General features: G+C 42.5%; 17 protein-coding genes. 12 read left to right on the top strand and 5 right to left on the bottom strand.

Annotated features, from left to right (window positions below):
* The first annotated feature begins 163 nt into the window (after nucleotides 1-163).
* A complete protein-coding gene (gene ovoA / locus GNIT_RS14255; RefSeq protein ID WP_014109974.1) occupies nucleotides 164-2326 on the top strand; it encodes a 5-histidylcysteine sulfoxide synthase in 2163 nt (720 codons plus the stop codon).
* On the opposite strand, the gene GNIT_RS14250 is transcribed toward ovoA, so the two are convergent.
* Entirely contained in the window at nucleotides 2298-3473 is a 1176-nt protein-coding gene (locus GNIT_RS14250; RefSeq protein WP_014109973.1) for an ADP-ribosylglycohydrolase family protein, read from the bottom strand. The two genes, ovoA and GNIT_RS14250, sit on opposite strands and share 29 nt — an antisense overlap.
* A 188-nt stretch (nucleotides 3474-3661) precedes the next feature.
* On the opposite strand from GNIT_RS14250, the gene nhaC reads away from it, so the two are divergent.
* The 3 genes from nhaC to GNIT_RS14235 all read left to right on the top strand — a co-directional run bounded on the left by nhaC (nucleotide 3662) and on the right by GNIT_RS14235 (nucleotide 6898).
* Nucleotides 3662-5068, top strand: coding sequence for a Na+/H+ antiporter NhaC (gene nhaC, locus GNIT_RS14245; RefSeq protein WP_174268981.1), 1407 nt, complete (start codon nucleotides 3662-3664; stop codon nucleotides 5066-5068).
* Between the two features lie 102 nt (nucleotides 5069-5170).
* Nucleotides 5171-5977 (top strand): ferredoxin--NADP reductase, encoded by an 807-nt coding sequence (locus tag GNIT_RS14240; RefSeq protein ID WP_014109971.1) that lies wholly within the window; start codon nucleotides 5171-5173, stop codon nucleotides 5975-5977.
* A 120-nt stretch (nucleotides 5978-6097) separates the two neighbouring features.
* Nucleotides 6098-6898, top strand: a complete 801-nt coding sequence (locus tag GNIT_RS14235; RefSeq protein ID WP_014109970.1) for an alpha/beta fold hydrolase — start codon at nucleotides 6098-6100, stop codon at nucleotides 6896-6898.
* A 69-nt stretch (nucleotides 6899-6967) separates the two neighbouring features.
* On the opposite strand, the gene GNIT_RS14230 is transcribed toward GNIT_RS14235, so the two are convergent.
* Nucleotides 6968-8869: a putative bifunctional diguanylate cyclase/phosphodiesterase gene (locus GNIT_RS14230; protein WP_014109969.1), complete on the bottom strand. Its 1902-nt coding sequence runs from the start codon at nucleotides 8867-8869 to the stop codon at nucleotides 6968-6970.
* 162 nt (nucleotides 8870-9031) lie between these two features.
* Between GNIT_RS14230 and GNIT_RS14225 the strand changes: the two genes are divergently transcribed.
* Nucleotides 9032-11326, top strand: coding sequence for a putative bifunctional diguanylate cyclase/phosphodiesterase (locus tag GNIT_RS14225; protein WP_014109968.1), 2295 nt, complete (start codon nucleotides 9032-9034; stop codon nucleotides 11324-11326).
* Between the two features lie 82 nt (nucleotides 11327-11408).
* Here the strand turns inward: GNIT_RS14225 and GNIT_RS14220 are convergent, their stop codons facing one another.
* On the bottom strand, nucleotides 11409-12152 hold the full coding sequence (locus tag GNIT_RS14220) for a ZIP family metal transporter (protein WP_014109967.1): 744 nt from the start codon (nucleotides 12150-12152) through the stop codon (nucleotides 11409-11411).
* Nucleotides 12153-12310: 158 nt separating this feature from the next.
* Between GNIT_RS14220 and GNIT_RS14215 the strand changes: the two genes are divergently transcribed.
* Complete coding sequence (locus GNIT_RS14215) at nucleotides 12311-12808, top strand: hypothetical protein (protein WP_014109966.1); 498 nt, start codon at nucleotides 12311-12313, stop codon at nucleotides 12806-12808.
* Nucleotides 12809-13699: 891 nt separating this feature from the next.
* Nucleotides 13700-14752, top strand: coding sequence for a CNNM domain-containing protein (locus tag GNIT_RS14210; protein WP_014109962.1), 1053 nt, complete (start codon nucleotides 13700-13702; stop codon nucleotides 14750-14752).
* A 77-nt stretch (nucleotides 14753-14829) separates the two neighbouring features.
* Here the strand turns inward: GNIT_RS14210 and GNIT_RS14205 are convergent, their stop codons facing one another.
* Nucleotides 14830-15273: a hypothetical protein gene (locus tag GNIT_RS14205; RefSeq protein WP_014109961.1), complete on the bottom strand. Its 444-nt coding sequence runs from the start codon at nucleotides 15271-15273 to the stop codon at nucleotides 14830-14832.
* Nucleotides 15274-15541: 268 nt separating this feature from the next.
* On the opposite strand from GNIT_RS14205, the gene nhaD reads away from it, so the two are divergent.
* The 4 genes from nhaD to trmB all read left to right on the top strand — a co-directional run bounded on the left by nhaD (nucleotide 15542) and on the right by trmB (nucleotide 19570).
* Nucleotides 15542-16966 (top strand): sodium:proton antiporter NhaD, encoded by a 1425-nt coding sequence (nhaD, locus tag GNIT_RS14200; protein WP_014109960.1) that lies wholly within the window; start codon nucleotides 15542-15544, stop codon nucleotides 16964-16966.
* Between the two features lie 165 nt (nucleotides 16967-17131).
* Complete coding sequence (locus tag GNIT_RS14195) at nucleotides 17132-18064, top strand: ABC transporter ATP-binding protein (protein ID WP_014109959.1); 933 nt, start codon at nucleotides 17132-17134, stop codon at nucleotides 18062-18064.
* Nucleotides 18057-18839 (top strand): ABC transporter permease, encoded by a 783-nt coding sequence (locus tag GNIT_RS14190; protein ID WP_014109958.1) that lies wholly within the window; start codon nucleotides 18057-18059, stop codon nucleotides 18837-18839. Before GNIT_RS14195 ends, GNIT_RS14190 begins: the two co-directional genes overlap by 8 nt.
* Nucleotides 18839-19570: a tRNA (guanine(46)-N(7))-methyltransferase TrmB gene (gene trmB, locus GNIT_RS14185; protein ID WP_014109957.1), complete on the top strand. Its 732-nt coding sequence runs from the start codon at nucleotides 18839-18841 to the stop codon at nucleotides 19568-19570. Before GNIT_RS14190 ends, trmB begins: the two co-directional genes overlap by 1 nt.
* On the opposite strand, the gene GNIT_RS14180 is transcribed toward trmB, so the two are convergent.
* Nucleotides 19540-20232, bottom strand: coding sequence for an EAL domain-containing protein (locus tag GNIT_RS14180; RefSeq protein WP_014109956.1), 693 nt, complete (start codon nucleotides 20230-20232; stop codon nucleotides 19540-19542). The two genes, trmB and GNIT_RS14180, sit on opposite strands and share 31 nt — an antisense overlap.
* 217 nt (nucleotides 20233-20449) lie before the next feature.
* Here GNIT_RS14180 and panP point away from each other — a divergent pair, with 217 nt between their 5' ends.
* The gene (gene panP / locus GNIT_RS14175; protein ID WP_014109955.1) at nucleotides 20450-22072 is read left to right on the top strand and encodes a pyridoxal-dependent aspartate 1-decarboxylase PanP; all 1623 of its coding nucleotides are present in this window, start codon (nucleotides 20450-20452) and stop codon (nucleotides 22070-22072) included.
* Nucleotides 22073-22136: the final 64 nt, after the last annotated feature.

The following is a 22136-nucleotide window of genomic DNA, read 5'->3' as shown; positions in this document are numbered from 1 at the left end:
ATTATGCAGGTGCTTAGGGTAGAGTAATGATTACTAAGCAATTACCGTGAATTGTTTACTGCAAAACCACTCAACTTCATCATAAATACAGTAAGCAGAGTGAACCGCTACACAGTAGGTAGCCGTATGACAGTATACTAAAAAAAGAGAAACCTCTTCGACTATGACATTATCCGCAAAAGACGCTCAGCAACTAGAGAAACGAACAACAAGGTTTAGTAGTTCAGCAGCGTTGCTAAGAACACCCAACCTGAGTAGTGGTGCTGAGGAAGATAAGCGCAAAGAAATTAGCCTTTACTTCACCAATACTTTCGATACCTACACACAATTATTTGATTGCTTGGTTGATGACAACGGCTTTTATCAAAAAGCCATTCCATTGCGTCACCCTCTTATCTTCTATCTTGGGCATACCGCTACTTTTTTCGTCAATAAACTCGTGCTTGCGAAATTGTTGCCTGAGCGGATTGACCCGCACATGGAGTCAGTTTTTGCGGTAGGTGTCGATGAGATGAGCTGGGACGATTTATCGGAAGAAAGTTATGATTGGCCAAGTGTTTCAGAGGTAAAAGAATACCGTGCTAAAGTGCGCGCTAGGGTGCTACAGTTGATTGATAGCTTAGCGCTCTCACTCCCTATTAATTGGGAGAATACGTGGTGGCCCATCATCATGGGTATCGAGCATGAGCGTATTCATCTTGAAACTTCATCAGTGCTCATTCGCCAGCATGATCTTGCTAAAGTTAAGCGCTTGCCACAGTGGTCTGCTTGCGTCGACAGTGGTGAGGCACCCAAAAATAAATTAATCACAGTGTCAGCAGGTTCGGTTAGCATTGGAAAATCGACTGACGATGCTTTTTATGGGTGGGACAATGAGTACGGTCAGCACAACGCAGATGTTGCTGAATTCAAAGCTAGCAAGTATTTAGTCAGCAACCAAGAGTACCTCGAGTTTGTTGAGGCCGGCGGTTATGAAAGAGACCGATTCTGGAGCGAAGAGGGGCTTTCATGGCGCCAGTATGCCAAAGCGGAACATCCTTGTTTTTGGCTTCGGCAGGACCGCTGGCGCATGCGTCTTATGACGGAAGAAATTGATATGCCTTGGGACTGGCCTGCTGAGGTAAATTGTCATGAAGCCAAGGCTTTTTGTGAGTGGAAGGGCGAGCAAACCGGGCAAGTAATCCGCATGCCTACTGAAGACGAATGGCATTTGCTGTGCAAGCAAGCTGGAGTGCAAGAACTCGGTAACAATGTTGCTAGCGCCAACCTGCATCTTGACCACTATGCATCTTGCTGTCCCGTGACACGATATCAACACGGTGAATGGTTTGATGTAGTGGGCAACGTTTGGCAATGGACAGAAACGCCAATATACCCTCTCGATAACTTTAAAGTGCATCCACTGTATGACGATTTCACCACGCCTACCTTTGATGGCAAACACAATCTTATAAAAGGTGGTTCGTGGATTTCAAGCGGAAACGAAGCTAGGCTTTCAGCGCGATATGCGTTCAGACGCCATTTTACCCAGCATGCAGGGTTTCGCTACATTGCATCCGATGCAGAAGCATCAGAAGTTAAGGTTTATTACGAAAGCGACAAGTTGCTTTCAGAGTACGCCGAGTTTCACTTTGGCGATTCATGGTATGGCGTAGAAAACTTTCCGAAAGCATTAGCTGATATTGCCCTTAAGGCAATGAAAGGTAAAGCAAGCGGCAGAGCGCTGGACTTAGGGTGTGCTTGTGGTCGCGCAAGTTTTGAGTTGGCCCGTCACTTCGACGCAGTAGATGGTATTGATTTTTCCGCCAACTTTATTCGTTTGGGCGCAAAAATGGCTCAGCAGGGCGCTGTGCGTTATGCCCGCGTTGAGGAAGGGGATTTGGTTAGCTATCACACTCGTACATTGGAAAATTTGGGCTTAGCAACAAATGCTGAGCGTGTTTCATTTTATCAAGGAGACGCCTGCAATCTTAAGCCTCAATTTACGGGCTACGATTTAGTGCTAGCGGCTAATTTAATTGACCGATTGTATCAGCCTAGTCGCTTTTTAGAGGACATGGCCCAGAGAGTTAATGATGGTGGTTTACTGATTATTGCATCGCCCTATACATGGTTAGAGGAACATACTCCGAAGGAAGAGTGGATAGGCGGTTTCAAAAAAGATGGGGAAAGCTACACCACCTTAGATGGCCTAAAAGACCACCTTTCGAAGCACTTCAAGTTACTCGGTGAGCCTCAGAAAGTGCCCTTCGTGATCCGTGAAACTCAACACAAATTTCAGCACACTTTATCGGAACTTACGATTTGGGAGCGGTTGCCTCGTTAACTGATGCCGCATTAACTGATGCAGCGAGCAGTACATCAATCTCTTGAGCAATTACTTTGTGGTCCGCCAATTGGGTAAACCAATTGGTGGCTACGGTATCGGTTTGTAATCCCAAAATTGTGCCCAGCACTATTCCCCGATGCACGTTATCTCCGCCTAGATTTGTGTTCACCCGAAGCGCTTGCCATGGGTCATCTTGATATTTGTAGGCCAAATACAGCACTATGGGCCAAGAGTCGGAAATGTAGCATGCGCGCGAGAATAAATGACCAACTACATGATGGTCTGGCAGGTTACGCTTGACCAAGCCTGCTAAATCGAAACTAGGTAAACTTTTACTCGCTTCCACTAGCAGTGCTTTAACACCATCACCACCACCCTCATCCATGAGACGGCATAAAAGCGTTACGTAACGGTCACATACTTGCATTAAGAATTCGTCTGGGTGTGTAAGTGCAAGATGGGCTCGGCATGCAATCTGTATATCTGATTCATTGGTGCCCTTGAGGCGCTCCGAAAAAACCAGTGGACCAATTGTCACCAAACCACCGATTGATGCGGTGTCGTGTGTTTTCATAGCACACTTTTCTGGCTTGCGGCCTTGTGCCAAGTTGGCAAAGAATCCACGATGGTACGACTCAGCATAGGTATCAGGATGAGCTGGCGGCTGCACGGTCATGAAATCAATGTACGCAGAAACAAAGTCATTGCGGTCGTAACTTCCAGACGTATGAGTAAGGGATCGCATGAGGACGCGGGCGCAATGCGAGTTAAGTGTGTTCTCGCCTGCCTTCATGCCTTGATGATAATGCACATTAGGCGTGTCCCAAAACTGCGCTTTATCTTTGAGAATAATGTCACCTACAACTTGAGGAACTGGCTTATTCCACAATGCACCGTTCGTTGCAGAAGCAGAAGGTGCTTTATCAGCAGATTGTCTGCCTCCCTTGTTCTTTGAGTGCAACGACATAATTGAGGATGGATGAAACTCCGGCGCCGCTTCGAAGCGCTGAATACCGCCAGCAAAGGCGAGCTCTATCTCTAGTGGCTGGTAGTACCAATGCACAGGCATAGCAAGGGAATCGGCAATGAATGCTGTTCTGAGCGCGGAGTCAACGCGACGTAATTGAGTAGAATTGTTGTTCACAATGCTGCCTTAGTAGATTATTAATGGTAATTGAAAGCGCGAGTAAAACGCCTAGGTATATAGTTTATTCAACAAGGGGTATGTTTTAGATCATTTAATAAAAATAAGAGTTTGCGCGATGAATATTCGTCTAACAATAAGCATTGATATGCTATTCTTTATTTTCATTTTTCATATGCTGTGTCCCGATGTCTGATATAACACCAACCTTACCGCGCACCCCAAAATTTTTGCAGTCTTTCGTCTGTTTTAGCGTAGTTGTCGCCACGATTGCTGGAGGACTTTTTGGCCTTGGCATAAGCCTGCATACGCTAATGTTTCTCTGTCTTTTGTGGATGGGACTTAACGCATTTAGTCTTGGCTACGGGTACTTACAAATACGAGAGCTAATGACTAGCTCACTCGCTAGAGCCATGCCTGCCATCTATATTTTTATACTTATTGGGATGGTGATATCAAGCTTCATGCACAGCGGTACTATTGCCACTCTCATGTACTACGGTCTCAGTTGGCTTAACCCAGGTTCGTTTTTAGCTGTGGGGATGCTGCTTTGCGCCTTGATGTCGGTTGCAACTGGTACTTCCTGGGGGACAGTAGGAACCTTAGGTGTTGTCTTGATCGGCATCGGCAGTGCCATGAATATTCCGCTGCCTTTAGTGGCCGGTATGATTGTGTGCGGAGCCACCTTTGGTGACAAAATGTCGCCTATTTCAGATACGACAAACCTCGCTGCAATGAGCGCTGGCACTGATCTCTATCGACATATTTACGCCATGCTCTTTACCACCATACCCACTTTTATTCTCACCTTAGTGATATTTTTAATCATCGGGTTTAGCTATGGAGATCAGAATCTAAATCTTGATGAGGTGAATGCAATTCAGAGTGCGCTTGCTAACAATTACAGCCTTACTCCGCTAATTACGCTAATGCCTCTGATTTTGCTAGCAATACTGAGTATCCGAAAAGTGCCCGCTGAGGTAACTATGTCATGCAGCATTGTGCTTGCTGTGCTAATTGCCATTTTTTACCAAGGTGCGAGCCTTATTTCTGTACTAAATGCGCTGTGGGAAAATACACCTGAGTCCACCGGTATTCAAAATTTGGATGCTTTACTGGGGCGCGGCGGCATTAGCAGCATGAGCTGGACTTTATTGCTTGCACTAATGGCGATTGCATTGGGTGGAATTTTGCATGGCGCTGGTTTCTTGAGTGCTCTACTAGCGGGTATTATTGCAAGGGTGAAGCGAACAGCGACTCTGATTGCGACCACTATTTTATCTGGCTTTTTGGGCAACATTGCAATGGGTGAAGCCTATATATCTATTATTCTTAGTTGCCAACTTTTCAAGCCTAAATATGAGCAACAAAATTTGGATAGCGCGATTCTCTCGCGTTCAGTAGAGGAGGGCTCTACTATGACCACTGGTCTCATTCCGTGGACAACGGCGGGCGCATTTTATACCGCCACTTTAGGTGTGGATGTACTTTCTTATGCACCCTATGCTTTTTTCAACTATCTAAATGCGCTTATCGCAGTGGCGATGGCTGTATTTGGGATCGGTCTTCTCAAACCCAAAGCGAATTATCCGTAAACTAAACTTTGACGGCGTTAAGACAGTAAAGACATAGTGTATATAAGACATCTAAGTTGCTCAGTAAGTTGAGAAGACTACGTTTTTTTAGGGAAGCAGTAAATGCGCAATACAGTGACAGAAAAAGTGATTTCGGTTCATCATTGGAACGAAACGCTATTTAGTTTTAAGACCACCAGACAGCCGGGCATAACATTCGAAAGTGGTCAGTTTGTGATGATCGGACTAGAAGTTAACGGTCGACCATTGTTGAGAGCATACAGCATTGCGAGCCCGCACTATGCTGATGAACTGGAGTTTTTCAGTATTAAAGTGCCTGATGGGGCCCTGACTTCCAAGCTGCAGGAAATCCAAGTGGGTGACGATATTATTGTCACTACAAGGCCTACTGGAACCCTTGTTCCTGGGTATTTGAATGAGGGGAAGCACCTTTATTTATTGAGCACTGGAACAGGTTTAGCACCTTTCATGAGTATCATTCGAGACCCTTTTATTTACGATCACTTTGAGAAAGTCATTTTGGTGCACTGCGTTAGATATACTTCAGAGCTTGCTTATCAGGATGAAATTATGAATGTTTTGCCTGAGAACGAATACTATGGAGACTTGGTGCGGGAAAAGCTAATTTATTTCCCTAGTGTGACCAGAGAAAACAACGCTGAACCTGTGGATGAGCACAATGCCGACCTTATGCATCATCAACGCATAACCACGCTAATTACTAGTGGCAAGTTAAGCGATGATATTGGCCTTCCGGCACTCAACACTAACAGCGACCGTTTCATGCTCTGCGGCAACAACGATATGTTGCAAGACACCATGCAGTTATTGGACGAATTAGGGTTTTCAAAAGCCACTTCGCGCGTTAAAGGTGACTATGTGATTGAGCAAGCCTTTATTGATAAATAGTCGTTTGATTTTTAGTAAAGAGCCTGCTAAAACAAAGTAAGATGATTAACTTAGAAAAGTAACTTCTTACTTTATTAGTCATGACGAGAAAATAAACACCGTAAATTAGGAGTGAGCAGCATGCCGACGATTGATGTTAACGGGACCACATTGTTTTACGACGATCATGGACCAAAAGATGCTCCAGTGCTGGTGTTGAGTCATTCATTATTTTTTGATCAAAAGATGTTTGTTCATCAGGTAGAGCATTTAGCGAAAGATATTCGAATAGTGCGTTACGACCACCGAGATCAGGGGCAGAGCGCCGATTCTGGATTGTTGAGCGTTGACATGGATACGCTTACTGAGGATGCCGCTGCCTTGATAGAGACGCTGGGTCTTGGTCCTTGTTTCTTTGCTGGCAATTCGATGGGGGGCTTTGTGGCTCTGCGCTTGGCCGCGAGACGTCCTGACCTGATAAAGGCGTGTATTGTGCTTGGGTCTAGTGGAGAGTTAGAGTATAAATTAGCTGAATTTTCACCGCTAATCGACGGCATTAGCAAAGAAGGCACTGAACCTTTTATTGATACGCTTATGTACATCATGTTTGGTGATGATTATTTGGCCGATGTATCCCGCGAAACTGAACGAAACTACTGGCGTGATTATATGCTCAAACTGGGGCCAAATATTGCACGTAGTGCGCATGGTGTAATCCACCGTAAGGGTGTTTTGGATGAGCTTAAAGGCAGCAAAGTGCCTCTGCTAGTATTGGCAGGCGAACAGGATCATGCCTACTCAGTTTCTTTGTCGAAAAATATTGCTGAAGCCGTTGTAGATAGCGAGATGTTTGTTGTCCCCAAAGCTGGACATTCGGTGGCTCTTGAGCAGCCGGAAATTGTTAATCAGTACATTGCCGATTTTATTGCCGCACATCCTTAAAGGATAAGCCGCATCTGAGCTGTTCAGTAGCCCATAAATGCGGCTGTTTGAATACCGTTGCCTATTAGCTTATAGCTCAGGGTGATCACTTTTACTAGCTACGTTATCTGTTTGAATAAGGCTAGCGAACGCATCGGCTGGGACTGGTTTGTGCCAAAAAAATCCCTGTCCGATAGCGCAATCAAAGCCTTTTATAATTTCTGCCGTTTCTGCATCTTCTATACCTTCGGCAACCACTTGCATATTGAGGCTGTGTGCCATCTGACATATTGCTTTTACGATGGCAATATTCTTTTTATTTTCACGTAATTCATACATAAATGAGCGATCAATTTTCAAAGTATGAATTTCAAAATTTTGCAAATAGCTGAGATTAGAGTATCCGGTGCCAAAATCGTCAATTGCGAGAGAAGTATTTAACTGCTTAATTAACTGCAGTTCGGAAGCTACTTCTTGGGTGTTGGCCATTAGCAACGATTCTGTAAACTCTAGCTCAAGAGATTGACCAGGAAGTTGATATTTCTGAAGTGTCTTTTTTAAAAACTCAGACAAATCCCCTCGCTTGAATTGGATAGATGAAACATTAACAGCAATAGAAAAAGACGCATTTATTTTTCGCCATATTGTCAATTTTTCGCAGGCTTGTTCGATAACCCACTTTCCTATTTCCACGATCTGACCACTGTTTTCTGCCAGTGGTATAAATACTTCAGGTGACACAAAACCCAGCGTTGGATGATGCCAACGCAATAAGGCTTCGGCTGCAACAATTTTGCCGTTTTGCAACTGCACTTTGGGCTGATAATAAACTTCTAATTGATTTTCACTCAGTGCTAGACGCAAATCAGCGGTAAGTGCGAGCGACTGACTTCGTGACTCCATCCAATCAGGATTAAAAAACTGAGCTTCATTCTTACCTTTTTCTTTCCCTTTATACATAGCCATATCGGCACGCTGACAGAGCTCTTCGAAAGAGGTTCCGTCTTCCGGCGCCATAGATATTCCAATAGAACAAGTCGTCACTAATTTGTTGCCATCCAGCTCAATGGGTTCTTGAACACAGTCTAATATGTTGTTCGCTATTTTCTGAGCATCGGCGTCGGAATTTACGTTCGATGTAATCACTAAAAATTCGTCGCCACTCAAGCGGCAAACAGTATCTGAATCGCGAACCGCACTTTTTATACGAGAGCCAATAGTGATTAAAAATCTATCACCGCTATCATGTCCGAGTGTGTCATTTATGTGCTTAAAATCGTCCAAATCAATGAGCAGTAAACACAACATCGAAGAGTCGCGGATAGACTGGTTCAAGGTGAAATCAAAGCGGATTTTAGCTAGCGAACGATTGGGTAAACCAGTTAGTGTATCGAAGTGTACTAACTTTTGAATTTCCTCTTGGCTTTCTAACACCCTTGCATTCTCTAGCTTCAAACTTTTTAGCGCATGCTTTAAATCCCGCGCCATGAGCCAGATGGCAAAACTGGTGACAGCAATTAATATTACGATTAGGGTTGAGGTATTTAAATTGTTGCGTGCTGGCACAAATTCATAAAATTCAAACTGCTCTGAATATCCCATTAGAAGAATGTTGGCAAGAACAATACCAAGTAAAATGAAGCTCGTAGCGAGACTGCCACTCAGCACTGAAAAGGTAAAAATGGCAGGAAATACGAGCAAAATCTCGTCTCTTGCTCCTTCGTTTGGCCACATAAAGTAGATCATCGTAAAGGTGAGTACGATGGCAAGGTAATTCGAACCGGCGACAGGAGCATTGCGTTTGGCAAAAATGTAGACGGGTATTAAACTCAATGACACTGCTGCAATAATCGCAGCTTCAGTCCAATACTGAACCGCCATGCGCTGCATGGAAACGAGCGCAATGGTGAGTTGTGCAACCCAAAATATGTGCAGTAATCGCTGTGCTTGAAACTTTGTTTCGCTAATGGCGAAAAAGGTCTTATATTTCATGCGGCTCGCAGCTAAATAGCGTAGTGACTAGAAAGTAGATATATTTCGATACTAACCTGAAAGTCATTTCTGAGTAAACCTACTTATGGACACAACACCAGTTGCTTACAGGGGAAAAGCCTTCCTGAGGCATTGACACTATTATCTAACGTAATACAATCCGTGACTAACACAACGGTGGATGATATAAATATTTCGATGGATGTTAACCAACTCAACAAACTTTTGTTTGATGAAAAAAATGTTTTAGCGAATATTCTTCAGTCTAAAACCAGCGTTATTGCCTTAAGTGAACTATGTAAACTAGTTGATAGCCATTTGTCGATTTCGGCCGTTGAATGCTCGCTTTTCGACATAGAAAATGAAGTGTTAGTGACGGCAAAAACTAAGATCACAGATAAGTCGGTAGTGAGCACTTATCACAAGTTTACAGAATCAGTCATAAACCAAATATCACCTTTAAACCTGCAAACCCCATTGCGTCCAATATTGAAATCGGTAGAGTCGTTTTTCGATTGCTTTGATGACAAAAAAGCCGGCAACAAAACCAGCAGCAAACAAATTTGGTCGATGCCCATAAAATCGACGGCAAACCAATCCATAGGCTTGTTGTCAGTATTTGTCAGCACTAATGAGCAACTGCTAGACAGCGACCTCGACCTTATCTCCTTCCTCGCAAATTTAATGGGGTCAGTGTTATTTAAAATTAGCCAGCATGGTCAAACCGGCCAGTTGATAGAACAATTAGAGGCAAGCAACCAGAAGTTCAGAGCATTTACAGAAGTTATGCCGGACTTAGCACTGATCATAGATGAAAACGGATGTTACGAAGATGTCCATGGTTCACCCAATAATTTGCTTTACGTATCTGCAATAGAGATTGTAGGAAAAAGTGTCAGTGATTTATTTCCTGAAGCTGAAGCTCAGCGCATTTTGTCAGTTATCCGCAGAGCCATCAGCACTAACGAAATACAAGTTTATGAATATTCATTCGAGAATGACGGCAGTCCGGCAACATTTGAGGGTAGGGTTACGCCTATAGGCGATGATAAAACCCTTGAGTCTGAGACCCGCCGAGTTCTATGGGTCGCGAGAGACGTAACTGTGGAAAAATCCACGGCCCAAAAAATAAAGCAGTTAGCTTATTTTGACCCTCTTACTCATCTTCCTAATCGTCGTATGTTTAATGAACGACTCAAAGTGGTCGTGGATAGCAAAGCATTAGTGCATGAATATGGGGCGATTTTGTTCTTGGACTTAGACCAATTTAAGCGAATCAACGACTCGTTAGGACACGCAGCTGGCGATCAGCTATTGGTCGATGTTTCGACCAGATTGCAGTTGGCCCTGCGAAAGTCAGATATACTCGCTCGAATTGGTGGCGATGAGTTTGTTATTTTGCTCGAGCAGTTGGGTAAGAGTGAAGAAGAAGCGCAGAAAGAAATTTCAATTGTGGCTAATAAAGTACAAGAAACGCTGTCGCATAAATTTGAAATTGAAGAACTCGCTTTTCAAGTGTCCTGCAGTATCGGCATATGCTTAATAGATGGTGAAACGTCAGCTGACAGCATATTAAAATATGCGGATACTGCAATGTATAGCTCCAAGTTAACAGGGGGAAACAGCTATAGCTATTTCGACCCTAAACAACAAACGCTGCTAGACAGACAGTTATCATTTGAATCAGAGATTGTTAGAGCCATCGAAAAACGTGAATTTTGTGCTTTTTTCCAACCACAGTTGAACGGTCAAGGCGAAATTACAGGAGCTGAGGCACTGATCAGGTGGAAGCATCCAGATAAAGGTTTGATTCCTCCGTATGAATTCATTCCTGTTGCGGAGCAGTATGGGCTTATTCAAGCTCTACAGGATATCGTGCTTGAAGATATTTGCGAATTGCTTGAGATATTGAATGAGCTACAGTTAATCAACGAAGACTTCAAACTCTCGATTAATATAAGCCATTCGCAATTTAAATCGTCAAACTTCAGAAGCTCACTACTAAATACTATTAGTCAGTTTAAGGTATCTAGCAAACAAATTAATTTGGAAATCACTGAAAGTATGCTTTCTCACGATATGAATAATACCGTCAAGCAAATGACTGAAATTGAATCTGAAGGGTTTTCATTTTCCATCGATGATTTTGGCACAGGCTATTCAAGCCTTTCATATTTGTATGCATATCCGGTCAATGAACTTAAAATTGATAAGTCGTTTGTTGATCGTATGTTGGACAAATCAGGGTTGAGCATTGTAGAGACGATTATCAATTTAGCTAAAAACCTCGGAATGCAAGTGGTTGCTGAGGGCGTCGAAAATGAAAATCAGGTAATGTTGTTGCGAGAAAGAAATATCGATATTTTTCAAGGTTTTTTCTTCTCAAAGCCGCTTCCTCTCGCGGACTATTTAGTTTGGCATAGGGGCCAAGTGACGGCTCTAACGTTATCTCAATAAGCATTATCATTGACATGTGATGTAGTGCGCACTTAATTAGTCGTAGGCGCGAGTAGGAACAGATATACTTCGAGGCAGTTCATTATAGCTCAAATAGTATTTTGAATAATAACATTAGCAAAATGCCGACAAGAAAAGCGATAAAATAGACCCAATTATTTGTATCTGAATCCTGTTTATTTACCTCTGGCACAAGATCAGATGCGCCGATATACAAAAAATTTCCGGCAGCTAAGGGTAATAAAAAGGTAACATCAATCTGTTCAGCAAATAGATATGCCATTAAACTACCCGCCAAGAAGGTTAGGCCAGACAACAGGTTAAATAGTAACGCGTTTCGGTTTGACCAACCGCTATGTATAAGGACCGCAAAATCACCAAGCTCTTGGGGAACTTCATGAGCGGCTGCGGCCAGCCAAGCGGTAATACCAAGTTTAATATCGATAAGAAAAGTGCCGCCAATTGCCAAACCGCCCAATAAATTATGCAGAGCATCAGCAGCCAGAATCATATAACCCAATGGTTGTTTTGAATCGCTCCCAGTCCGATGACAATGTTGCCAATGTAACAGTTGCTCAAGGGCAAAAAAACTGCAGAATCCAAGCACTATCCACACAAAGAACCCCAAACTAATACCGGAATAGGCGAGTCCAGCGGGAATCATATGGAAGAAGGCTCCTCCTATAAGACAGCCTGCAGCAAACGCGACAAGGGGTATCATAACTTTATGCAAGGTTTCTTTTTTCAACAATAGTGTAATGCTGCCAGTAAGTGCAATGGCGCTCATTAATAAACCGCTCACTATAATCCATAGGATTTCGCTCATTTTGCATCCAATATGATTTTATTTAGTCGTTAATAATGGAGGTATCCAAATAGACGTATCATTCTTACAATAATTCGCGCTAATTTTGTTGAGCCAAGTCAATTATAGATATTGAAACTCACATATACTGGGATGAAGTAATCAGTGAGGGTATAAACATGAAACGTATTTATTTTTTAATACCAAATATCGATATAGCGCGTGACATTGTTGAGGAACTTACTCAATCTGATATAGACGAAAAGCATATCCATATAATTTCTAAAGAAGGCACGCAACTTGAAGCATTACCTGAAGCTACGTTATTACAAAAAACTGATTTTATTTCAGGTTTAGAGCGAGGCGTGGCAATTGGCGGTACAACGGGCTTGCTTGCGGGTCTCGCTACACTTGTTTTGCCGGGTGGTATAGCGTTAAGCGGAGGTGCGATACTTGCCTGTGCGGCTGCTGGGGCTGGCGTTGGTTCATGGCTTGGAAGCATGATTGCTCTGGATGTTCCCAATACGCGGCATAAAGAATTTGAAGAGGCTATTAGTCAGGGGAAGTTACTTATGCTACTCGATGTACCGAATGAAAAACTCTCTTCAATTGAGACGACGGTCATTAGACATTACCCTGAAGCCGTTTTAGAAAAAGTAGAAACTTCATTGCTATAAACTGGCATATCCGAAGGAATCATATGAACGCGTCGAAAACGCGAAGAAAAACTATGTCAGCGACGGTTATCAACACCAGTCTCGCGACATTTGCGATCCAGTTGAAGTGCGGGTACATACAAAAACGTCCTCATAATTTTAGTTGATCCTGTAACCGATGCTTTGTAGCCAAGGTGGATAGCTATAATTTGATAGCATCATTTTATGGCTATTTAATTTAACTACTGCAGTTATTTGAGTTGCTTGAAAATCAATCAAAAATGCCTTGATGACTGTTGCCTAATTGCGTCAGCTTTTATCTATAGTGCTTGTAAGAGATCAACTTTTTCGATTGTTTGCTTTTAACCGTCTAATTTTGCATACCTAGGTATTGATTAGCCCTATTTTATTGGGTATAACATGGTCATCGGTTATTTATGACATCACAATTTTTATTTTGTCAGTCGATTCTTCTCTTTTGAACGCGTTTATATCTGTTCAATATAGAAAGCCGTAAAACCAACATTAAACTAACCAAATAATAATTCGTTCGAGCAAACAAAGCTCGACATAGCTATACCAGGAGTAAATATCATGACGCTATTAACGACACGTAATTTAACTCGCGCGTTAGTATTGTGTTTAGCTTTTTTCTACTTATCTATCATTTCGGAATTCTTCGATTTTAATTTTCTTAACAACCTGCCTGCCGTTAATGTCAGTGCTCTTGTCGTAACATGTGCCCTTGTTGTTTTTTGGATCGTATTTAGCATAAGAGCCCGTCACAGACATTAAGCCTTGGGATTACGCTCAATCGAGTTGCTTTTATCTCGAATTTATTTGCAGAATAGTGAGACAAGCATTCTCTTAATGCTACAATCACTTTTTGTTTTTTGAGAACTACTTGCTCTTATGTTTTTGCTTATCATATATGTGCTGATTGCACTTGGCTTTTCGTTTATTTGTTCAATTGCAGAAGCTGTCATTTTGAGTGTTTCGCAAGCTTACATTTCACTTTTAGAAAAAGAAGGAAAGCCATCGGGCGTCCTGTTGGGTAAGTTGACAAGTGATATAAATAAACCGCTATCAGCAATACTTACCTTAAACACCATTGCTCACACCATGGGTGCTGCTGGCGCTGGGGCTCAAGCCGCTGCAGTATTTGGTGATGCATATTTGGGCATCATTTCTGCTGTATTAACAATGCTCATTTTAGTGTTCTCTGAAATTATTCCAAAAACACTTGGCGCAACCTTTTGGCGCCAACTGGCGCCGAGCACTGCTCACTTCCTGAAATATCTAATTATTGTTCTGTACCCGTTTGTTAAAATGTCAGAAAAGTTAACCAGTGGCTTTACAGAAGACAGCCCCCTCAAAGGTTTAAGTCGAAGCGAATTACTTGCAATGGCCGAGTTATCCGGCCAAGAGGGGCAGTTAGCGAAACAAGAATCCCGCTTTTTGAAGAATTTATTACAATTACACGAGTTGGCAGTAAAAGATGCAATGACGCATCGCACTGTAGTATTTTCAGCGCCTGAATCGATGGACGTGACTGAATTTATGGAGCAAAAGCTTCCGACTGAGTTTTCCCGTATTCCAATTTATGAAGGTGATCATCGTGAGAATATCAGCGGCTTTGTTCTTAAGTCAGATATCCTTCTTGCAAAAGCTAACGGTGAGGGACATAAAAAACTAAGTGAGATGAGTAATTCTTTACCCACTGTTTTAAGCGACATGCCTTTGTCTAGTACATTTGACCAATTTTTGAAGTCGCGTATTCACATGGTACTGGTTGTTGACGAATACGGTGGGCTAGAAGGCTTGCTAACTCTAGAAGATTTGCTCGAAAGTCTGCTAGGTATAGAAATTGTAGATGAAAGCGACACCAATGTGAGTATGAAGCAACTTGCTAAAGTAATGTGGCGCAGCCGCGAACGCCGAATAATGAAAAAAGGTAGCAAGTAGCACGACGACTGATATCTACCTACAATCATACCTGCGCCGCTTCAACTCACGCTGTCTGGCGGCGCGGTATCAATGAATTAGCCTTCTTGTAGCATATTGCGCCACGCGCCTAAATGACTGGCATAGTTTTCTTTCAATTGGCTACTAACTTCGTCTACCTTCAACAAATCTTCTGGAATTTCTACTAATATGCGCCAATGATTAAGAGAGTTGGTAGCAGCGGCACAGAGCTGAGCGATAGAAGCATGTGCCTGTTGTGAATTTGAAATTTTGTCGTTTGTTTGCGAACACAAGAGCGCAAGCGGAGTATCGGCAATGGGCGCCATATTTTTGGTTATCTCATAGTCACGCAGCAACTGCTGATAGCTTTCGTTATTTGCTTCAATATCTTTTCCGCTTTCATTAACTTCTTGAATGATTGCATGCGCATAACCCATCGTATCAAATGTGCTCAAATGCAATTGTTGGAAAATACGTTCCTTAGCCTGCAGTCGTGGGTCTACAAATTTTTCATCAGACATTTACTGTCCTCCATGCGGCAAAATTAAAATCAAATAAGAATGATGTACCCTGTTTATTACGAACAATACTCAATATTGATTTCTTTTATGCCCAAAAAACCAATTAAAAAAACATAAAAATCATATTGATAAATCTAATTGTAGTAAACTTCTACGCTTAAACGCTTTCAGCTAGACCAAGGTCTTATATTCCAGTTTGATTGTTTCTCTATCCTAAAAGAAACTGCCGGGCAATCGTTCCCAGTTTTTCACACCAATGGAGTTTCTAATGAGTTTTCGTGTTGTTGTTATGCTGCTACTGTCTTTATGTGTGAGTTTCGGCGTTAAAGCGTCTGAAACTGCGGGAATGATTGACGCTAGTATTTTGGATCTAACGGCAACTAGCTATGGTTTTATTGCCATCGCTATTTTTGTGATTGCCTATGTTTTCGTGATTTTGGAGGAGAAACTCCATTTACGAAAATCAAAGCCGGTCCTTTTAGCTGCAGGTATTATTTGGATCTTAATTGCGGTCGCTTACTTAGGGCAGGGCGAACACGAGCTTGTCGCGCAAGCCATTAGACACAACTTCCTAGAATATTCTGAACTGTTTTTCTTTTTGTTGGTGGCAATGACTTATATCAACGCGATGCTAGAGCGTGGCGTATTTGACGCTTTGCGTGATGTATTGGTGAGTAAAGGCTTGAGTTACAGAAGTTTGTTTTGGTTAACGGGCATACTCGCATTTTTTATCTCGCCAATTGCAGATAACTTAACCACAGCACTCGTTATGTGCGCAGTGGTTATGGCAGTAGGTAAAGACGAGCCTAAATTTATTGGCATAGCCTGTATTAATATTGTGGTAGCAGCTAATGCAGGTGGTGCCTTTAGCCCTTTCGGCGATATCACTACATTAATGGTTTGGCAAAAGGGTATTCTTGAATTTTGGACCTTCTTCGATCTGTTTGTTCCGTCCGCTGTTAACTTCATAGTACCTGCAGTAATTATGAGCTTTGCCCTACCCAAGGGCATACCTTCAAGTGAGACGAATGCGCGTAAATTCAAGATCAAGCAAGGAGGATTAGTTATCGTCGGTTTGTTTCTTGCGACCATTGTTACCGCAATTAGTTTTCACTTGGTGCTGCATATGCCGCCAGTATTTGGCATGATGACGGGTTTTGCTTATCTCAAGCTATTTGCTTTCTTCCTTAAGCAACAGCAGCAAGATTGGGAACAAGATCCAGATTCTTCTCCTGGTTCAACACCGCACGGGAGTTACGGTAAATTTGATATTTTTAATAAAATAGCACAGGCTGAGTGGGACACATTATTCTTCTTTTACGGCGTTATTTTAGCCGTTGGTGGCTTAGGCTTTATGGGTTATCTAGGTTTAACGTCTGAATTTATGTACGGCCAATTGGGTGCATTAAATGCCAATATCTTAGTTGGTATACTTTCCGCTATCGTCGACAATATTCCCGTGATGTTTGCAGTATTAACAATGAACCCTGAAATGAGCGAGGTGCAGTGGTTGCTGGTCACATTAACCGCTGGCGTTGGCGGTAGTTTGCTATCCATTGGCTCAGCGGCGGGTGTCGCGCTAATGGGGCAGGCTCGCGGTCACTACACGTTCTTCGTGCATTTAAAATGGACTCCAGCAATTGCCCTAGGTTATGCCGCTAGCATAGCGGTGCACATGCTATTAAATGGCTAGTTCTCACTCACTTTTTTCTAAGTAGGGCAGCGCTAAGCGCTGCCCATTTATCTTATTCTTTTAAGGTGTAACTTTTTGCCTCGAATTTTGGCATAATACCGCCACTTTTTACCATGAGCGTAAAACACCTGTATTCACGTGTGTGAAAATGGCTTGAGAGGCAGAATGAAAGCATTAGATATAAAGGGCTTAGCAAAAACCTATAAAGGTGGAGTGCAGGCGCTAAAAGGAATTGATTTAACCGTAGAGGAAGGTGATTTTTTTGCCTTACTCGGCCCCAATGGCGCTGGTAAATCAACCACAATTGGCATCGTTAGCTCGCTAGTTAATAAATCGAGCGGCAGTGTGAAAATATTCGAACATGATTTAGCAACGGATATCGTAAACGCGAAAAGTTGCATTGGCTTAGTGCCGCAAGAATTTAATTTCAATCAGTTCGAAACCTTATTTCAAATCGTGGTTAATCAAGCTGGGTATTATGGTGTACCTCGCTCGGTAGCAAAAGTGCGCGCAGAAAAATACCTGAAGCAACTCGATCTATGGGACAAACGTAACTCTGCAGGAAGAGAGTTATCTGGCGGTATGAAGCGTCGCCTAATGATTGCCCGTGCATTAATGCATGAGCCTCGCATGCTGATTCTGGATGAACCAACCGCGGGTGTCGATATTGAAGTGCGTCGTTCAATGTGGACTTTCCTCAAAAAAATCAATGAACAAGGTATCACCATTATTTTAACTACGCATTATTTGGAGGAAGCGGAAATGCTTTGTCGAAATATTGCGATTATAGATAAAGGTAGAATTGTTAAAAACACGAGTATGAAAGCGCTATTGGCCACTCTTAACGTCGAAACATTTGTTTTTGATATTGCTTCCGGCGCGAATAAAATCAGTATCGAAGGCTTTGAGTCCAGAGCTAACGACGATCAAACCTTAGAGGTCGATGTACCTAAAGCAAGCGGCTTAAACCCTGTGTTTGAAGAGTTATCCAAGCAAAACGTGCAGGTAATGAGTATGCGCAATAAGTCGAATCGATTAGAAGAGCTATTTGTACGTTTAGTTGAAGCAAATCAAGAAAAAGGAGCGACCAATGAGTAATCGTAATATGACTGCGCTCTCAACAATTTGGATTAAAGAGTGCACTCGCTTTCTGCGAATATGGGTCCAAACATTAGTCCCGCCTGCCATCACAATGTCCTTATATTTTGTCATTTTTGGTAAGCTTATTGGTGATAGGATTGGCCCAATTGACGGTTCTAGTTACATGGAGTTTATCGTTCCTGGTTTGATTATGATGGCCGTGATCACAAACTCATATTCGAACGTTTCGTCTTCCTTTTTCAGTGCTAAATTTCAACGTAATGTTGAAGAAATACTAGTTGCCCCAGTCCCAACTTGGGTTGTCATTATGGGTTTTGTTGGCGGTGGTGTAGCGAGAGCGTCGATCATTGGTGTTGTCGTTATTATTGTATCGATGTTTTTTGTCGATATAAAAATTGCACACTACGGCATAATCATTCTGACCATTTTATTAACCTCCGTCCTGTTTTCAACGGCCGGCTTAATCAATGGTATTTATGCGAAAAGTTTCGACGATATTAGTATTATACCTACCTTTGTTTTAACTCCTCTTACTTATCTTGGAGGCGTTTTTTACTCTGCATCAATGCTAGAAACAGTATTTAATGACTTCTGGCAGGGCGTTATTTTAGTTAATCCTATTTATCATATGGTCAACGCATTTCGATATGGTTTTTTGGGGAGCGCTGATGTGAATTACCTGATGGCATTGGGTATTTTGATTGGCTCTAATGTCGTGTTGTTTGCGATCGCTTATCGTTTGTTGTCCAAAGGGACAGGTATTCGTACCTAATGGAATCGAGGCCAAGAGAAATTACGACCAATCAGTTGGGCGTGCATGAAGACCTCACCAGTATTGTGAATAAGTATCGGCAGTCTGAGTTTAAAAAACCGATTGCTGAGCATACTAAACAGACCTTCCAACTGGTTATCGATTGGCTGGGGAACTGGCAGGGCGATGTGATCATCGATGCATGCTGTGGTGTGGGCGAGAGTACGATTGTGCTTGCGCAACAAAACCCAAATGCCAAGGTTATTGGCATTGATAAGTCAGTGGCTCGACTCGATAAGCATGCATATTACAAGCGAAAAAAGGACTACGAAAGTACGGATATAAGAGCAGAAAGAGCTGTCGATAAAAGCGCTGATAACGTCAAAGTTTTTCAGGCTGACTTGAATGATTTCTGGCGCTTAATTGCCGACTGCTCAGCAACCGCCAAGTGGACCATCAGCAAACAATGCGTATTCTATCCAAATCCATACCCTAAAAAAGCGCAAGTTCAAAAGCGCTGGCATGCGAGTCCTGCCTTTATCGCTCTGCTGAAGTGTTCAAGGAATATTGAAGTAAGAAGTAATTGGCTAACCTACCTTGAAGAGTTTCAGCAGGCGTTGAGCATTCATGGTGTGAAAAGCAGTATCCAAGAAGTTAGCGGAGTTCCCATTACGCCATTTGAGCGCAAGTATACAGAGTCGGGTCAGCAGTGCTGGCAGCTTCAGACAGTGGCTGATGGCGAGGACAGATAAAAACCTTGGCCATACTCTATGCCCATAGAGAGAACTAAGGCCAATGTAAGCTTATTTTCAATATGTTCTGCTACCAATTTCGTCTTGTTTGTTTTACACAGTTTCACTAGGTCAGTCAGTAATTGTTTATCTATGGTAAGACTGTTGATCAGTGCACCAGATAGTTTGACCGCTTGGATTTTTAATGTGAGTGCTTGCTCTAAAGCTGCATTGTTGGTGGATACGTCATCCACAATGATGGCCAAATTCGGGCATCTTTCGCGCAGGTGGGAAATAACGGGAAGGTACTTCTGTAGCGCTGCATGCGAAATTTCAATGCCAAATAAGGTCGTACTTGTATTTTCATGTGAGTAGATTAGCCATGCGACTAGCGACTCGTCGTTTAAATCCGACTCGCTGAGGTTTATGCTCCATGGCATGTTGCGATGCACACAGTATCGGCGGCTTTGTTCATATATATGATGCGTTAACTCTGTATTCCAGTTTTCTCTTTCAACAATAGTCAAAAATTCACTCGGTAAAAATATATGTTCTTTATCACCCAGCAATCTGGCTAAACATTCGTAACGCCACACGCGGTTGTTCTGTAAATTCATGATGGGTTGAAAGTAAGGAACGACGCGCTCCATTTTGAATTCTACTTCGACCTGCGGATGAGTCATGTTAGTACCTCGTGTTGATCTTTCTTAGGCTGAAATTTCACCAGCTGTTCAATATATATCAGCTCTAAACAGCAAAGTCTTTAATGTTTTCAATAATTTCGCGTGTTTTTACATCAATTTAGCGTCTTTTGTTGATATTTGTGACATCCAGTATCTTGGTATTGACGTAGAAGTGGGGTAAAGTTCGCCCCTGAAAGTTTTCATGTAAGGTTGCAAATTGGCAAAAGCAGAAGTTAGCTTAGAACATCTATTTCGAGTTTTTACAAAGCCCGAGCACAGTGATTCAACGTTAGCAAAAATAGAAAGGCATTTATCTGATAATATTTCGGATTTCCTTTCTCAGCATGTGGTCACAAAGAAGACCTCTTTAGAAGAAATTGAAAAAGATTTCTTCAGCGCTGCTGTTCCTGACAGTCCAGAATTTGTCTCTGAGCATGCGGAGTCACTACTCACGAAGTTAGTCGCACACTCGGTGAACACTTACTCTCCTACGTTCATTGGTCATATGACATCAGCACTGCCCTATTTCCATCTAACGCTAGCGAAATTATTAGTAGGTTTAAATCAAAACTTAGTCAAAATTGAAACATCTAAAGCATTCACGCCACTAGAAAGACAAACGCTTGGCATGATGCATAATTTGATTTATCAGCAAGATGATAAATTTTATGAGGATTATCTGCATAGTGCGGATCATTCATTAGGATCCTTCTGTTCTGGCGGCACGGTAGCAAACATAACTGCACTTTGGGTTGCTCGAAACCAACTTTTCTCCGCTGATGGTAAGTTTCCTGGTGTCGCAAAAGCAGGTTTAGCTGCAGCTTATCGTCATTATGGCTACGACAATATTGGTGTGATGTCGTCTAACCGTGGACATTATTCACTGTCCAAAACGGTCGACGTACTGGGCATTGGTCGCAATAATATGCTTACGGTACACAGCCCCACACAAAAGCTCGACCCGCATCAAGCATTGAGATTAGGTAAGGCTTATCAAGAGTCAGGCAATAAATTGCTGGCGATTGTGGGTGTAGCGGGTACGACCGAAACAGGTCACGTTGACCCACTAGATGAACTTGCTGATGTGGCTAAAGAGCTCGACTGTTGGTTTCATGTTGATGCCGCTTGGGGCGGTGCAACTTTGTTTTCTGAGCGCTACCGTGGGAAATTGGCAGGTATCGAACACGCAGACTCAGTCACTATTGATGCGCATAAACAAATGTACGTGCCGATGGGCGCAGGCATGGCTTTATTCAAGGATCCAAAGCACAGCAATGCTGTTCGTCATCACGCTCAATACATCCTTCGTGAGGGCTCTAAAGATTTAGGTGCAACGACGCTTGAAGGGTCGCGCAACGGCATGGCATTAATGGTGTATTCTTCGCTGCACATATTAGGGCGTCGAGGATACGAGCTGCTTATCAACAAAAGCATTGAGTTAGCGCTTGAATTTGCTGCGATGATTAATGCGCACCCCGACTTTGAGCTTACTACACAGCCCACTTTATCTTTATTGACCTACCGACTTAGACCACAAACATTGTCCGGTTTGGAGAATATGCCTGTATCTGATATTGCAAATATCAATAAAAAGTTAGACAGTTTGACTGTATCGGTGCAAAAGCAGCAGCGGGAAGCGGGCAAGTCGTTTGTATCAAGAACGCGCATTGAAATTGAGAAATACAACGGAGAGGTTATTACCGTTTTTCGCGTGGTATTGGCTAACCCGTTGACCACTAAGGAGCATCTGTCTGATATCCTTGAAGAGCAAATAGAAATTGCTAGTAATAATAGAATTTGGAATTCGCTTTCTACAAATCTAAGCACAAAAATAGCATAGTTCTGCTCTTGTTTTTACTGCAAAAATTCTAACAAAGTGTGTCACCGGCATAATCGTATACTGC

The sequence above is a fragment of the Glaciecola nitratireducens FR1064 genome (genome assembly GCF_000226565.1).
Classification (GTDB): domain Bacteria; phylum Pseudomonadota; class Gammaproteobacteria; order Enterobacterales; family Alteromonadaceae; genus Glaciecola; species Glaciecola nitratireducens.
The sequence above is the reverse complement of the archived record's forward strand: the minus strand, read 5'-3'. Positions and strand labels throughout refer to the sequence as shown.

What these genes read in the sequence shown, in the direction of transcription:
- ovoA (WP_014109974.1), top strand. Translation starts at nt 164, where the DNA reads ATGACATTATCCGCAAAAGACGCTCAGCAACTAGAGAAACGAACAACA.
- nhaC (WP_174268981.1), top strand. Translation starts at nt 3,662, where the DNA reads ATGTCTGATATAACACCAACCTTACCGCGCACCCCAAAATTTTTGCAG.
- GNIT_RS14240 (WP_014109971.1), top strand. Translation starts at nt 5,171, where the DNA reads ATGCGCAATACAGTGACAGAAAAAGTGATTTCGGTTCATCATTGGAAC.
- GNIT_RS14235 (WP_014109970.1), top strand. Translation starts at nt 6,098, where the DNA reads ATGCCGACGATTGATGTTAACGGGACCACATTGTTTTACGACGATCAT.
- GNIT_RS14230 (WP_014109969.1), bottom strand. Translation starts at nt 8,869, where the DNA reads ATGAAATATAAGACCTTTTTCGCCATTAGCGAAACAAAGTTTCAAGCA.
- GNIT_RS14220 (WP_014109967.1), bottom strand. Translation starts at nt 12,152, where the DNA reads ATGAGCGAAATCCTATGGATTATAGTGAGCGGTTTATTAATGAGCGCC.
- GNIT_RS14215 (WP_014109966.1), top strand. Translation starts at nt 12,311, where the DNA reads ATGAAACGTATTTATTTTTTAATACCAAATATCGATATAGCGCGTGAC.
- GNIT_RS14210 (WP_014109962.1), top strand. Translation starts at nt 13,700, where the DNA reads ATGTTTTTGCTTATCATATATGTGCTGATTGCACTTGGCTTTTCGTTT.
- GNIT_RS14205 (WP_014109961.1), bottom strand. Translation starts at nt 15,273, where the DNA reads ATGTCTGATGAAAAATTTGTAGACCCACGACTGCAGGCTAAGGAACGT.
- nhaD (WP_014109960.1), top strand. Translation starts at nt 15,542, where the DNA reads ATGAGTTTTCGTGTTGTTGTTATGCTGCTACTGTCTTTATGTGTGAGT.
- GNIT_RS14195 (WP_014109959.1), top strand. Translation starts at nt 17,132, where the DNA reads ATGAAAGCATTAGATATAAAGGGCTTAGCAAAAACCTATAAAGGTGGA.
- GNIT_RS14190 (WP_014109958.1), top strand. Translation starts at nt 18,057, where the DNA reads ATGAGTAATCGTAATATGACTGCGCTCTCAACAATTTGGATTAAAGAG.
- trmB (WP_014109957.1), top strand. Translation starts at nt 18,839, where the DNA reads ATGGAATCGAGGCCAAGAGAAATTACGACCAATCAGTTGGGCGTGCAT.
- GNIT_RS14180 (WP_014109956.1), bottom strand. Translation starts at nt 20,232, where the DNA reads ATGACTCATCCGCAGGTCGAAGTAGAATTCAAAATGGAGCGCGTCGTT.